This window comes from Effusibacillus sp. SKA8, from assembly GCF_058273125.1.
In genome coordinates, this window is sequence record NZ_JBZCSF010000005.1 from 168369 (window position 1) to 181121 (window position 12753).

Here is a 12753-nt window from a genome sequence, read left to right on the forward strand (position 1 = left end):
CTCCAGTTTAAGATTGGCTGCCGGTTTATCCGTTCAGTTTCGAGGCGCTGTAGCGGTGAACAAACTCGGTCAGCTTCTGCAGCGTCTCCACTTTCACTTCGGGGAAGACGCCGTGCCCCAGATTGAAAATATACCCAGGCTGGGCCATGCCCATGTCGAGAATCTCCTTCGCCTTTCGTTCAATGACATCCCAGGGGGCCAACAGCAGCGCCGGATCCAGATTCCCCTGCAGCGCAAAGCCGGATCCGACCCGGGCGCGTGCGGAATCAAGCGGAACGCGCCAATCGACGCCGATCACGTCGACCGGAAGCTCCTTCCACACGTGCAGCAGTTCGCCGGTATTGATGCCGAAATAAATCGTCGGCACGCCTGTGTCCTTAAGCCCCCGGAAAATCTTTTGCATAGTCGGAAACACGTACTGGCGGTAGTCGCCCGGCGACAGACTGCCGATCCAGCTGTCGAACACCTGCACCGCTTGCGCTCCGGCAGCCACCTGCCCTTTCAGGTATGTAACGACCATGTCGTCCAGCTTGTCCATCAGCGCGTCCCACACATCCGGCGCCGTGTACATCATTTGCTTCGTCTTATAATAATTTTTTGAAGGACCACCCTCAATCATGTAACTGGCGAGCGTAAAGGGCGCCCCGGCAAATCCGATCAGCGGCACGCGTAATTCCCGCCGCAAGATGCGGATCGCTTCCATCGTTTTCGGCAGATCAGCTTCCGGGTCGAGATCGCGCAGTCGGCGCACATCCGCCACTTCTTTGATCGGATTGGCAATCACCGGGCCGTAGCCGCCCTTAATATCGACATCGATTCCCATCGCTTTCACCGGGATCATGATATCGGAAAAAAGGATCGCGGCGTCAACGTTCAACTGCCGAACCGGCAACAGCGTGACTTCCGCGCAGACTTCCGGAATCTCGCAGATTTCCATCAGGCTGTATTGCTCGCGGATCCGGCGGTACTCCGGCTGATACCGGCCCGCTTGCCGCATATACCAGACCGGAACATGATCAACCGGCTCTTTCCGGCAAGCCCGCAAAAAATTATCGTTAAATGCCATCTTCCTCACCACTTTAAACAATTTTAGCCAATACTTTCTTTATACCTTATAAAAGCGCAGGGAGGCAAATGAACAGACTGTGACCGCAATCGGGCCGCATTGCACCTTGTTCCCGGTATGATATACTTATTCCCGAACGCAACTATAAGGAGTGAATGCAGAATGAGCGAAGTGTTACATACATTGGACGGCTGGTATGTCCTGCACGACTACCGCACCGTCGATTGGGCCTCCTGGAAAGCCCTGCCGAAGGAAGAACGCAGGGCGGCGACGGAGGAACTGCTGACCCACCTGCGCGAATGGTCTGCCGTCGAGGAGAAAAAAGAGGGCAGCACCGGCACGTACACCATCGTCGGCCAAAAGGCGGATCTTCTGTTTTTGAACCTGCGTCCGACCTTGGAAGAACTGGGAGAATTGGAAACCGCCTTCAACAAAACCCGTTTTGCGGAGTTCACCATCCCCAGCTACTCCTTTGTGTCGGTGGTGGAACTCGGAAATTACCTGCCGCAAGAAGGCGTCGACCCTTACCAGGATCCGGTGATCCAGAACCGGCTGTACCCGATTTTGCCGAAAACCAAAAACATCTGCTTCTACCCGATGAACAAAAAACGGGAAGGCAACGACAACTGGTTCATGCTGCCGATGGAGCAGCGCCGCGACCTGATGCGGGCGCACGGCTTGACCGGCCGCAAGTATGCCGGCAAAGTCACGCAGATTGTAACCGGCTCCACCGGGTTGGACGATTGGGAATGGGGCGTTACCCTGTTTGCCGATGACCCGCTGCAGTTTAAAAAGATCGTGTACGAGATGCGTTTCGACGAAGTCAGCGCCCGGTTCGGCGAATTCGGCGAATTCTTCGTCGGCACCCGCATCACCGCCGAAGAACTCGCAAAATATCTGGAAGTGTAAGTCGCAACCGGCAATCGAACTCCATGGAGCAAAACCCGGTGGGGCTTTTGGGCCTACCGGGTTTTGTTGTAGGATCTTTTCAACTGCATGTAGCGGCGGAACATGGCCACGCGCCACGGTACGATCATGCCGAACGCCAAAATAAAGAAGACCGCTCCCGTTTGTTCCAGTGTGATAAACTGTTCGACATAGCTATGGAGCGCGATACGGACAGCCAGCAAACCGAGCAGAATCAACGGAAAAGCCTTCGAGCGCTTGAGATAAATGTCCCCGTTGTTCAGTTCGAACCTGGAAGTCCGGATCAGAGGATAGGAAAAAAGCACTCCGACCAGCAGCGCAACCACTGCGTAAACGGGAGGAACATGCGTCTGCGGAAACAGGAACATCAAAAAGCCGGTGCTCATCCCCAAAGGCGGGATGATAATTTTTTTGACGGATGTCGGTTTTCGCGCGGCCCGCAAACGGATGCCGATGACAAGCAACGCCATACCGATGGCCCCGATCGTGGTTGCCGTCTGCAAATTTATCGCATGAGGATATGCCATGTTCTCCCCCCTCGAAAACTTTTGAGCAGCTTTCACCAAGCTTTCACTATATTTAGTATAAACAAAACGGAGGTTCCGACAACATTTTTGTCCCTGGTTGTCCCTGGTTGTCCTTGTTACATTCTGGTTCATGCGCAACGTCTTGACTGCAATGATATGATAAAAAATAAGTCAAGCATTAAGACTTATGCGACGGAGGAATCTTTTTATGAAGAAAATCGAAGCGATCATCCGCCCGGAAAAACTCCAGGAAGTGATTTCCGAACTGCGCAAAATCGGAGTCACGGGTTTTACCGTCACGCCCGTACAGGGGCGCGGCCAGCAAAAAAACGCCACCGGCGTGTACCGGGGACATACCTACACCATCAACTTGCATCCGAAATTGAAAATGGAAATTGTCGTGTCCGAAGAATACGTGCAACCCGCCATCCGCACGATCATCAAAACCGCTCAAACCGGCGAGATGGGGGACGGCAAAATTTTTGTCTACCCCGTGCTGGAAGCCTACAACATTCGAACCGGACAAATCGACGAAACGATCGATGAACTGAACAAATCATGAGGGCTGCTACAGGCTCTCTTTTTGTTTTCGGTTTTATTTTTTGTATTTTGTGTAATATTATCTAACATAAATGGTTGACAAAAATAACATAAAAGATTGACAAATGTAACATTCAAGATATAATATAACTAGTCGATCACGTAAGCTACGGGGGTAATTTCAAAATGACGGATTTTGCGACCGGATTGAATACGGTGTGGGTTGTGCTGGCCGCTGCCATGATCGTGTTTATGGAAGGCGGCTTCAGTCTGTTGGAAGCGGGTCTGGTGAGGACCAAGAACGCCGTCAATGTCACGATGAAAATCTTTGTGGATCTGACATTTGGCGCCCTTGCGTTTTATGTGCTCGGATACGCTCTGATGTTCGGCGGGGATTGGTCCGGGCTGATCGGAACCGATTTTCAGGCGATCAGCAATGGGACCGCTCCAAACGGACTTCCTCTGTCAGCCTTTGTCCTCTTTCAAATCGCGTTCGCAATGGCCGTTGCCTCGATTGTTTCGGGTGCGGTGGCGGAACGCATGAAATTTTCCGCTTACATCGTCACCATTATCCTGCTGTGCGGAATCTTGTATCCGGTCTCGGGGCACTGGATTTGGGGCGGCGGCTGGCTGCAGCAACTCGGTATGAAAGATTTTGCCGGATCGGCGGCCATTCACGCAATGGGGGGGTTTGCCGCCCTCGCATTGGCCGTGCTTCTTGGGCCGCGAAAGAACCGTTTTAACAAGGACGGCAGTGTCAACGTGTTTGCGCCCAGCAACATCCCACTCGCTTCGGCCGGCGGTTTTATTTTGTGGTTCGGCTGGTTCGGCTTCAATGCGGGCAGCACGTTGAACGCTCTGGACGCCAATCTGGCGGGCATCGCGCTGAATACCTTCCTCGCCGCAGCGGCGGGCGGAGCTTCCGCCATCCTGTTCAGCATAGCCCGCTTCAAAGTCGCCGACCCGAGCATGGCGATCAACGGTTCGCTGGCGGGCCTGGTCGCGATTACAGCCGGATGCGCTTTTGTCGGCCCCAAATCGTCCGTCCTGATCGGCGCTCTTGCGGGAATCCTCGTGATTCTGGCGACCGGCTGGGTGGATCGTATGAAAGTCGACGATCCGGTCGGCGCCATCGCCGTCCATGGATTTAACGGGATTTTCGGAACGGTTGCAGTCGGGCTGTTCGATTTGAACGACGGCCTGTTCACCGCCGGCAACTATCACCTGCTGCTGATTCAGATTTTGGGGGTCGCGGTCGCTTCCCTGTGGGGATTCGCCACCGCTTATCTGGTCGGGTTCGCGATCAAGAAAACGATCGGCATCCGGGTTACTGCCGCCGAAGAAGAACAGGGACTCGACATCGTCGCTCACGGAATCCCTGCGTACAACGAGCTGGAGCGGTTCAGCGACGCAAATCCGGCTCCCGGATTCCAGGTGCCGCTCACCGATTTGGGTCACAAAGCGGTTTTGCAGGAGCAGCCGTGAGATTTTTGAGGGAGAGTAAATAGCAGGACGGGGACAACTCCCCGTCCTCTCTTGTTTACTCCGGGGATTACCGCCTGGGAGGAGCCTGAATCCGCGCTTCGCTTCCGCGATACCATCTGCTGTACAGGTAAAACAGCCAAATTCGCCACGGCGACATCCGCAGCAGGGATTTCGCGACCTGCGCGACCAGCGGCTGCCGGCGGACTTTGCCGTCCGACAAATAAAAGCCGAACAATCCGTCCACCGCGATCAGGTGAACGGACGAAAAGACGCAGAGTTTTTCCGCTTCCGCCCGCGCCCGGCGGGCAATCCAGGCCATCCTGTCCACGATTTCCCGGGCATCGGCGTAATACGAGATGAAGTTCAAATCCCCGCCGATCCGGTCTTCTTCCAGGTCGATCAAATAATCCGACAAAATATGGGTTGCGCTGATCCAGGGAAAATAAGCGTTCGCGTGCCGCTTTACCACATCCTCCGAACACCGGGGATCACAAGCCGCCAGAAACAGTGAAAACACGCCCAAAGTCGAACCTGTGGCAGCCGCAAATTCATTCCAGCGCACTCCGGGCAATCCGGCTTCGTATTGCTGCCACCATTTGAGCAGCCGCCCCTCCCGCTCTTCCGGATCCACGTGTTTGTGCACTTGCAAATCCCGGTATAAACCGACCCAGGTTAAAATCTGCTCCTCCACTGCGGGATAGCCGGGCAGCAACGCGATTTTTTCGCGGCAGGTCTCCACCAGCCGCCGCAAGTATCCGTCGTCCCGATGCGGTTCCCCCGTTTGTTTGCGGACCCGGTAATAATCATGCAAAGGCCGCCGCAAAGAGACAGCGTCCAGCATCGATTCGTGCAAACAGAAAAAATCGTCGGGATTCAGCGAAGTGCTGCGGTCGCACAAGTTGTCCAGATAATCGCTGATGGTTTGAAAGGCGACGATTAAAGGAATCAGGATGTCGCGGGATTCGAGGGCCGCCGTTACGTAAACGGCTCCCCCTTCGCAGTGAAACGTTTTGTCCCGTATGCTCGCCAACGCCTGCTGCCGCAGTTCCTCATCCGGAATCGCGAGAGCAAACCGCTTCCAGTTGTCCAGTTGCCGGTGCACTTCAGGCAAAACATACCGGTATGACCTGTACAAGAACGTCCAAGTGTTCATCTTCACTCTCAAATCCACTCTTCGCTTGATTACAGATTGGGAATTTGCCAGTCGATCTCTTCGCTGCCGATACTCCTTAAAAAGCGGTTGGCTTTGGAGAACGGCCTGCTTCCGAAAAAGCCCCTGTTGGCGGAAAACGGGCTGGGGTGGGGGGAAGTCAGGATACAGTGCTTCCCCGAGTCCAAAAGCGGCAATTTTGCCTGTGCGTTACTGCCCCACAGCATAAACACCACCGGTTTTTCCCGGTTGTTCAGGAGCGTGATGACCCGGTCGGTAAAAATCTCCCACCCCATGCCGCGGTGCGAATTCGGCTGGCCCGCACGCACGGTCAAAACCGTGTTTAACAACAATACGCCCTGTTCTGCCCATTTTACAAGATGCCCATTGTTTGGAATATAACACCCCAAGTCGGCCTGCAATTCCTTGAAAATGTTTTGCAGGGAAGGCGGAGGCGTCACCCCGGGTTTCACCGAGAAGCTCAAACCGTGCGCCTGACCCGGACCGTGGTAAGGGTCTTGTCCCAGAATCACCACTTTGGTCGCGGCAAACGGAGTCAGGTGCAGGGCGGAGAAGATGTCGTACATATCCGGGTAAATCACTTTCGTACGATATTCCCCGATCAAAAATTGCCGCAGCTTCAAATAGTACGGTTTTTGAAATTCCTCTTCCAGCAAAGGCGACCAATCGTTTTTCAAAATTGCCATTGTCCCGCTCACACACCCTGTACCGCAGTTAACCGGAATAAACCCATTATATCAAAACGGCCCGATTTTGGGCGGGTTCGTGTGTTCTTCTTAAAAAGTCGTCAAAGTATAACGGACAACCGGATTGGGAAACTTTACGTTAGAGCGCAGACGAAAATACCGAGCGGTTGCACGTGCGATTTTCCGGCAAAAGGGAGGATTGGGCGATGGACGAAAATAAATGTTATTACTGCGAACACGAAATCGATACGCCGCACTGGGTCACATTCTACAAAGGCAACGAGGAACACGACGAACTGTTGTGCAACGAATGCTACGCCGAGTGGCTGGCGTCGCTGAAAGGTTAAACAACCTGCAACAAACAGACCACCGAACGGTGGTCTGCCCTTTTTATTCGTTCCACTCCACTTTTCGCTCTTCCAAAATGCCGTCCTCGACCGTCCATGCGGTCAGACCGTTTGCTGCAGCCTGAATTACAATATAGTAGAGATCCTCCGTCGAATTGTTGCGCCACGTTCTCGAACCGTCCGGCGCCACCCGGATAACGGTCCCTTCTTTCACCTCGATTACATCGCCATCCACCTGAAACTGTCCGGTCCCTTTGACAAAAATGTACAGTTCTTCGTTGTGCTTGTGCTTGTGGTAAAAAGGAACGCCTTTGCCTGCCGGCAGCTTGTTTAGCGATACTTCCATCCCTGTCAGCCCCAGCAAATCCTTGAGAAAAAGCTTTCCCCGTAACTTTCCATCCTTGTAAGGAACATATTGGTCCAAATGTTCAAAACTGCCAACCTGTGCCGACGTATAGTTGCGTCCTTCCCTTTTCGCTGTCTCCGCCATGCGCTCTCCTCCTCACGGTTTCCTTCGTTTTTTCCTCAATGACGCCTTATCTTCCGGGCCAAGCTTGCCGCAACCTCCGTTCCGGCCATCACCCCGTTGCTAACTTACTGACCATCGGCAAAAAATAGACCATCCGGTCTCTTATAGTCTTTTTTGTAAAAATACGCCATTCTCCATTTTTTGCCCACGCGAAAGACCACCCGTTGGTGGTCTTTGACATGTCGTGAATTTGATTGGTGGAGGCGAGGGGAGTCGATACCTAGAAAGTACAGAAATTAGCCATTCGGGAAGAACTGCCGATCATGAGTGTAATTGATAAAACGCAAAACGCCCGCGATTAGGGCGTTTTGCGTTTCGTTTTCGCCGTTTGATTTGCAAATCAGAGGGTTTGATCCGATTCATCTGGCTCTAGTCCAGGTATTGTTTTTTGTAAGTTATACTCTCGCCGAATGGGCTCGTAATTTTGTGTATTTGATTTACAGTTCGGATAATTTGAACATCCAAAAAATGCGGTTGAGTATTGTCTTTGATTAAACCTTATCTTTAAAGTTCCATCGCACCCTTCAAGTCGACATCCAATCATTTCAGGGGCCGAACGCTCCGGTTTACTCTGTGAAGACCCCAGTGTTAAAACGGTTACTTTCTCAACCCCTGCTTCAATCAGAACTTTTGCGCATTCCATCACAGTGGCACCACTAGTAGCAATGTCATCAAAAAGGATCACGTGCCCTTTTACGTCATCAACCACCTGAAAAACGCCCTTTACATTGATGCTTCGGTTTTGCCAACTACCTGCCTCTTTTTGTTTTTTATAATCTCTAGTTGCTATAAGCAATGGTTTAATAAACGATCGATTGATTGGGTTTGAAACTTTGGTTGCTTGTATTAGGACATTTTGAAGAACACTCTCTTGTCCTGGTCTAGGAGGCACCGTGGTAAGAAGATATTCATCACCTTCAAAGATAAAATTTAGACATTGAGCGATCAGCTTAGCAGTATAAAAAATTGCTCCTTGCTTACCACTCTTCATCTGTAGGATTAACTGTGAAAGAGGGTGAATACAAGCTCTTGGGTCATTACTTGTAAAATACCTACCTGTCACTATTAAATCTGCTTCAATATCAGGTTGTAGTGTATGTTTCAGAGGAAAGACAGCATACCGCCCCATCCCATTTATCCCATGAGCAAAGAGTTCTCCAAACCACCCATATACTTGGCCGTTCAGAGATCTTAATAGTTCATCCATATCATGTACTTCATGGTCCGGCATATAGGATCTCAATACGGGATGCTCATCATTTGAGAAGCATACAGTTGAAAGACCAACCTCGTGTGCATATCTTACTTCATTTCCATTTCCAGTGACATACACAGCCTGAAACGGATGCTTCCCGTAGTCTCGTAATATATTTATAAGAGATCGTTCGGGAAGAAATTTAAACATAAAATCTGTTACGATAATTTCCATATCCGGATATAAGCTTTTTAGTTCGGTTAAACGTTGCTGGTTGGGAACAAGAAAAACACATCGATAGGATTCAACGAGTCTTTTTAGCTGCCCGTCAAATTTCTTGTCGATGTGTTCTAAGTTCATTATTACTAATTCGAGATCATTACATTCTAACAGCATGGCGCAACCTCATTGGACTAATAATAAGTTGACTTTTTGGAACTTCATGTAGTGATTTTATGAGATTTTTTTGTTGTAGCTGTTCCATAAGGTCATCTATCTTTTTAAACATATGTGCGCCATATTCATCCACGAACTTCCTTGGCCACTTTAGATTTTTGTTCTCATAAGCACTTTGCGGGATGAAGACCTCCCTACCCTGTTTCAGAGCCTCGCGTGCTTGAATAAGCGCGCCACTTGTCTCCCCTGCCTCAACAACGATTGTGGCAATTGAGATACCACTCATCGTTGCATTCCTCAACGGGAAATTCCATTTGTGAACCGGGAATCCTGGTGCAAACTGAGAAATAACTAGGCCTTTTTGACCAATGTAATTTTGGAGCGATTCATGCTCTGCCGGATATACCTTGTTCAACGGGGTACCGATTACTGCGATTGTAGGTTTATTGGCCTCAATCGCCCCGCCATGTGCCGCTTTGTCAATACCATACGCAAGACCGGATGCTACGATAATACGTCTTTCGGACAGCATTCTGGCAAGACGTGTTGCATTATATACCCCTTTTTCGGAAGCCTTTCGGGAGCCTACAACGGATATCACGGGTTCATTAGCCAACATGGCTTCGCCTCTAAGAAAAAGGAATTGTGGAGCTCCTTTGATGTCTACCAACCGTTTTGGATACAAAGGCTCACCACGTTGGACAACCAGGTCAAACTCATCCAACTGTTGTAGCCCCTGTAACACTTTCAGCTTAGTTTTTTCAATCTCCTCGGCACTTATTCCGTAATCGACCAATGCATATTCCCAATCGGACTCTGTCCGAATTTGCTGATACAATGGGAGTGACACCTTAAGCGAATTCTTGCTTAAAGACAAGATGGTAAAATAGCAAATTGCTTCCCGTTCACTTGTCTTCGACAAAAATACAGCCATCGATGTCACCTCCTGTGTATTTTATTATAATATAATACCCGAAATTTTGGACCAGAAACCTTCCCAACCATAAGAATTTTGGGTGTAGCATAAGAAAATTGATCTTCGAGTACTAATATACCTGTCTGTTTTAAATATAATATGGAACATATGTTCCTGTCTAGTGCCTCTTCCTGTGCTTTATCCTGCCTTTTATCAAATACTCTCTCAGAATATGTTCCGGCACCCGATACGTATCCCCAAAACTTCAGCGCCGTAATCTCCCCTTTAGCCGCCTTTCCGAATATCGTCGAGCAGACCATCGGTGCCAACTCCTGCCCCAGGATATCGCAGGTCTCGTATAGATTTAGGATGCGCCATCCAGCCAATCACTGCAGGTCCATATACAACTCCAACAAAAACTCAATCCCATCACACTCATACTCCGCGCCGCAATCCACGCACCGGATCCTTGGCGCATCCCAGTCGTTCGTGGGGAGCAGGGACGTACTCCTGCACTCCGCGCATGTGGCTACCAGGTACATGCGAACGCCTCCTTTGTGTCCATTATACACCATCCATTTCCATTGACTAAGAACTTATGTTCGTGAGTATAATAAGAACAAACGTTCTGTTTTGGTGGTATTATGAACAAAATCCGTGCTACAGAGCTTATGAGAGAAATGTATTTGCGATCTGTCATGATGGAATGGGTGCGGCAGGACGCTGGCAAAATTCGATCTATTCCATCCGGGCGCGGTGGATTGTGGAAAAACAGCGTATTCGACCCGCTTCACAGACAATTAACGGAAGAGTTGATCGAAATAAAGCGAACACTTCGCCGTAACGCTGTTTTTATAATTGAAGAAGAGTGGAGAAAGTTTGACATTTACGTGAAGTACAAGGAACGCGGATACGAGAAAGAGGCGATCTATATGAGAGCAATGCTCGAAGCGGAGGCGCAGGGACGATTGGAGCATCTGTTGCAGTGACGCTCCCCTCTTTGGATCAAGCCGATACATCAGCTACTCACATCACCCGGGTACTTCTACCCGGAGCCTGACGAATCTTCTGTTGATTGATGGGAGGTTTTGGCGAAAACAAAAAAACCTCCAACCCAAAGGTCAGGAGGTATCCTGCAAAACAAAAACCCCCGACCTTCTGGCCGGGGTGCAAACTTTATCCGCCAAACCGCTTTCGGATTCCCTCTGTTTCAAGCCACGCTTTTTCGATCGCCACTTTTGCCGCATCCGCGTCGAATGGGATTCCTTTTGCCTTCGCCTGCTGCTCCAGATAGTCTAGGGCGTGGCTCAGTTTTTCATGGCCAGCCAGATCCCGGTACGCAGTTTCAGCGAAGGCGTAGGCTTCCCGGGCCAGCAGGTGCAGGAGTTCCGCCTGCTTTGCATCCGTATGGGCGGCGATATAGGCTTCGATTTTCCGCTTCAGGATCGCAAGTCCATAAAAAACAGCAAGGGCCGCGATCTGCACCAGGATCGTCAGCCCTTCTGAAATGTAGGGGTTAAGCAGTTCCTTCATGATCACTTTACCTCCCGGATATTTTCTGCTGCCCTGTCGATCAGTCGGCAAATGATTGCAGCCGCCTGCCCGCGGGTGAGCGGGTCGTCCGGTCCAAAATGCCGGTCGTCATATCCGCGCATGATACCGGCGTCCATGACGCGCCGGATCTCCTCCCGGAATTCGTGATCCTCCCAATCTGTTTTCGGATCAGGTCCGGCTGGCGGGGTATACGCGACGCCGAACGCCTCACACAACCCGCGAACGGTCGCCTCTGCGGACCCGGCTCTGAATACAGGGTCGGCGAGTTTCTGTGCGTCGGTCGAGTCGATGAAACCGTACTCCAGGAGCGCGGCAGGCATCGCGGACTCTCTGCAGACTGCTAGATCGGCTTGCTTTCGACCGCGATCTGGCAGCCCGTTGGCAGCGAAAAACTCCGCCACACGGGCATGGATCACGCTGCGAATCCGACCGGTTTCGCCGGAGTCGTAGCCGGTCTGGACGTAGGACTCGAACCCGGTTCCTCCCCCGGCATTGATGTGCACGCTGAGGAAATAGTCCGCTCCTGCGGTGTTTGCCATGCTCGCACGCTCGGAAAGTCCGACATAGCGGTCGTCAGTCCGTGTCAGCAGGACGTCGAAGCCGTGTTCGCGCAGGCGAACTGCGATGCGAAGAGCAATATCCAAGGTGAGGTCTTTTTCGCGGAGGCCGTTTCCCACGGCGCCGCTGTCTACTCCCCCGTGTCCGGGGTCGATAAAGATCATGGTCATGTTATCTTCCTCCTCTAATCTTCAAAGAGTCTTTAATATCCCGCAGGTCCGCAGCCATCTCGTCGTACTTTTGGCTCAACCGGTCAATCACGTCAATCAGGCGGTTCTCGCGTCGTTGGTTTTCTCGTAACACCCACGTAAAAAGAGCAACAAACAGAAGCGCCCACGGTCCTTGCGTTTGAAAAAAAGTAAGCAACGATTGTTCCATATGACACCGCCCTCCCACAAAAATAAAAAACCGCCTATTTAGGAAACTACATTTGAAGCTTCGGCGATCTCGCCAAATCTCCAGGCGTGACCCTCGCCGCATCTGCATCCGCAATCGGATGCCCGGCGTACTCCCACGCAGCCGCGACCAGTTCCGAGCAGAACCAGCGGTCCGGGTCCTGCCAGTTTCGCCGCCAGCGGAACAGCCTGCCAAGCACAATCGAAACAATCGCCGTGTAGTCGTATCCCGCCCCGGTCTGACGGCGACAAAAAAGGACCGCTCTCATGCGGTCCTCTATGGTTGCTCCGGGAACCCGGAATACGTCGCTATATAGGAGATCGTCGTCGGTCACCGGTCGCATCGCCACCGGACGGCCAATGTCTACGTCGATCAGCTCGCTTCCAGCGCAGACGGCTGCGTGGGTGTATTCGGAATCCGTGAACTTCGCGATCAGCCACGAAAGCAGCCACCGAAGCGG

General features: G+C 51.4%; 17 protein-coding genes. 5 read left to right on the forward strand and 12 right to left on the reverse strand.

All coding sequences use genetic code 11. The annotated features are described in order from the left end of the window. Positions 1-25: 25 nt before the first annotated feature. A complete protein-coding gene (gene hemE, locus AC4ED1_RS06370) occupies positions 26-1066 on the reverse strand; it encodes a uroporphyrinogen decarboxylase (RefSeq protein ID WP_490936821.1) in 1041 nt (346 codons plus the stop codon). A gap of 162 nt (positions 1067-1228) precedes the next feature. Here hemE and hemQ point away from each other — a divergent pair, with 162 nt between their 5' ends. After that, a complete protein-coding gene (gene hemQ / locus AC4ED1_RS06375) occupies positions 1229-1975 on the forward strand; it encodes a hydrogen peroxide-dependent heme synthase (protein ID WP_490936823.1) in 747 nt (248 codons plus the stop codon). 53 nt (positions 1976-2028) lie between these two features. On the opposite strand, the gene AC4ED1_RS06380 is transcribed toward hemQ, so the two are convergent. Beyond that, positions 2029-2520, reverse strand: a complete 492-nt coding sequence (locus AC4ED1_RS06380) for a CcdC family protein (protein ID WP_490936825.1) — start codon at positions 2518-2520, stop codon at positions 2029-2031. A gap of 208 nt (positions 2521-2728) precedes the next feature. Here AC4ED1_RS06380 and AC4ED1_RS06385 point away from each other — a divergent pair, with 208 nt between their 5' ends. Further along, a complete protein-coding gene (locus tag AC4ED1_RS06385) occupies positions 2729-3082 on the forward strand; it encodes a P-II family nitrogen regulator (protein WP_490936827.1) in 354 nt (117 codons plus the stop codon). Between the two features lie 164 nt (positions 3083-3246). After that, complete coding sequence (locus AC4ED1_RS06390) at positions 3247-4545, forward strand: ammonium transporter (RefSeq protein WP_490936829.1); 1299 nt, start codon at positions 3247-3249, stop codon at positions 4543-4545. Positions 4546-4612: 67 nt separating this feature from the next. On the opposite strand, the gene AC4ED1_RS06395 is transcribed toward AC4ED1_RS06390, so the two are convergent. Both AC4ED1_RS06395 and AC4ED1_RS06400 read right to left on the reverse strand, forming a co-directional pair. Further along, a complete protein-coding gene (locus tag AC4ED1_RS06395; protein WP_490936831.1) occupies positions 4613-5698 on the reverse strand; it encodes a tetraprenyl-beta-curcumene synthase family protein in 1086 nt (361 codons plus the stop codon). Positions 5699-5727: 29 nt separating this feature from the next. Beyond that, positions 5728-6402 carry a uracil-DNA glycosylase gene (locus AC4ED1_RS06400; protein WP_490936833.1) on the reverse strand — a complete coding sequence of 225 codons (675 nt, stop codon included), beginning with the start codon at positions 6400-6402 and terminating at the stop codon, positions 5728-5730. 206 nt (positions 6403-6608) lie between these two features. On the opposite strand from AC4ED1_RS06400, the gene AC4ED1_RS06405 reads away from it, so the two are divergent. Then, on the forward strand, positions 6609-6749 hold the full coding sequence (locus tag AC4ED1_RS06405) for a hypothetical protein (RefSeq protein ID WP_490936835.1): 141 nt from the start codon (positions 6609-6611) through the stop codon (positions 6747-6749). Between the two features lie 43 nt (positions 6750-6792). On the opposite strand, the gene AC4ED1_RS06410 is transcribed toward AC4ED1_RS06405, so the two are convergent. The 4 genes from AC4ED1_RS06410 to AC4ED1_RS06425 form a co-directional block, all read right to left on the reverse strand. Beyond that, entirely contained in the window at positions 6793-7239 is a 447-nt protein-coding gene (locus AC4ED1_RS06410; protein WP_490936837.1) for a cupin domain-containing protein, read from the reverse strand. Between the two features lie 379 nt (positions 7240-7618). Beyond that, positions 7619-8869 carry a ComF family protein gene (locus tag AC4ED1_RS06415; protein WP_490936839.1) on the reverse strand — a complete coding sequence of 417 codons (1251 nt, stop codon included), beginning with the start codon at positions 8867-8869 and terminating at the stop codon, positions 7619-7621. Continuing rightward, complete coding sequence (locus tag AC4ED1_RS06420) at positions 8853-9803, reverse strand: DNA-processing protein DprA (protein WP_490936841.1); 951 nt, start codon at positions 9801-9803, stop codon at positions 8853-8855. The genes AC4ED1_RS06415 and AC4ED1_RS06420 overlap by 17 nt, the downstream gene beginning before the upstream one ends. Before the next feature lie 5 nt (positions 9804-9808). Next, complete coding sequence (locus AC4ED1_RS06425) at positions 9809-10105, reverse strand: hypothetical protein (RefSeq protein ID WP_490936843.1); 297 nt, start codon at positions 10103-10105, stop codon at positions 9809-9811. Positions 10106-10429: 324 nt separating this feature from the next. On the opposite strand from AC4ED1_RS06425, the gene AC4ED1_RS06430 reads away from it, so the two are divergent. Further along, positions 10430-10774 (forward strand): YhjD family protein, encoded by a 345-nt coding sequence (locus AC4ED1_RS06430; RefSeq protein WP_490936845.1) that lies wholly within the window; start codon positions 10430-10432, stop codon positions 10772-10774. A 187-nt stretch (positions 10775-10961) separates the two neighbouring features. On the opposite strand, the gene AC4ED1_RS06435 is transcribed toward AC4ED1_RS06430, so the two are convergent. The 4 genes from AC4ED1_RS06435 to AC4ED1_RS06450 all read right to left on the reverse strand — a co-directional run. After that, complete coding sequence (locus tag AC4ED1_RS06435; protein ID WP_490936847.1) at positions 10962-11318, reverse strand: phage holin; 357 nt, start codon at positions 11316-11318, stop codon at positions 10962-10964. Positions 11319-11320: 2 nt separating this feature from the next. Beyond that, on the reverse strand, positions 11321-12067 hold the full coding sequence (locus AC4ED1_RS06440; RefSeq protein ID WP_490936849.1) for an N-acetylmuramoyl-L-alanine amidase: 747 nt from the start codon (positions 12065-12067) through the stop codon (positions 11321-11323). Between the two features lies 1 nt (position 12068). Further along, on the reverse strand, positions 12069-12275 hold the full coding sequence (locus tag AC4ED1_RS06445; RefSeq protein ID WP_490936851.1) for a BhlA/UviB family holin-like peptide: 207 nt from the start codon (positions 12273-12275) through the stop codon (positions 12069-12071). 46 nt (positions 12276-12321) lie between these two features. Beyond that, positions 12322-12753 (reverse strand): C40 family peptidase (locus AC4ED1_RS06450; RefSeq protein WP_490936853.1); only part of this gene is annotated, 432 nt, incomplete at its 5' end.

Coding starts and splice junctions, on each gene's coding strand:
- hemE (WP_490936821.1), bottom strand. CDS start 1,066: ATGGCATTTAACGATAATTTTTTGCGGGCTTGCCGGAAAGAGCCGGTT.
- hemQ (WP_490936823.1), top strand. CDS start 1,229: ATGAGCGAAGTGTTACATACATTGGACGGCTGGTATGTCCTGCACGAC.
- AC4ED1_RS06380 (WP_490936825.1), bottom strand. CDS start 2,520: ATGGCATATCCTCATGCGATAAATTTGCAGACGGCAACCACGATCGGG.
- AC4ED1_RS06385 (WP_490936827.1), top strand. CDS start 2,729: ATGAAGAAAATCGAAGCGATCATCCGCCCGGAAAAACTCCAGGAAGTG.
- AC4ED1_RS06390 (WP_490936829.1), top strand. CDS start 3,247: ATGACGGATTTTGCGACCGGATTGAATACGGTGTGGGTTGTGCTGGCC.
- AC4ED1_RS06395 (WP_490936831.1), bottom strand. CDS start 5,698: ATGAACACTTGGACGTTCTTGTACAGGTCATACCGGTATGTTTTGCCT.
- AC4ED1_RS06400 (WP_490936833.1), bottom strand. CDS start 6,402: ATGGCAATTTTGAAAAACGATTGGTCGCCTTTGCTGGAAGAGGAATTT.
- AC4ED1_RS06405 (WP_490936835.1), top strand. CDS start 6,609: ATGGACGAAAATAAATGTTATTACTGCGAACACGAAATCGATACGCCG.
- AC4ED1_RS06410 (WP_490936837.1), bottom strand. CDS start 7,239: ATGGCGGAGACAGCGAAAAGGGAAGGACGCAACTATACGTCGGCACAG.
- AC4ED1_RS06415 (WP_490936839.1), bottom strand. CDS start 8,869: ATGCTGTTAGAATGTAATGATCTCGAATTAGTAATAATGAACTTAGAA.
- AC4ED1_RS06420 (WP_490936841.1), bottom strand. CDS start 9,803: ATGGCTGTATTTTTGTCGAAGACAAGTGAACGGGAAGCAATTTGCTAT.
- AC4ED1_RS06425 (WP_490936843.1), bottom strand. CDS start 10,105: ATGGTCTGCTCGACGATATTCGGAAAGGCGGCTAAAGGGGAGATTACG.
- AC4ED1_RS06430 (WP_490936845.1), top strand. CDS start 10,430: ATGAACAAAATCCGTGCTACAGAGCTTATGAGAGAAATGTATTTGCGA.
- AC4ED1_RS06435 (WP_490936847.1), bottom strand. CDS start 11,318: ATGAAGGAACTGCTTAACCCCTACATTTCAGAAGGGCTGACGATCCTG.
- AC4ED1_RS06440 (WP_490936849.1), bottom strand. CDS start 12,067: ATGACCATGATCTTTATCGACCCCGGACACGGGGGAGTAGACAGCGGC.
- AC4ED1_RS06445 (WP_490936851.1), bottom strand. CDS start 12,275: ATGGAACAATCGTTGCTTACTTTTTTTCAAACGCAAGGACCGTGGGCG.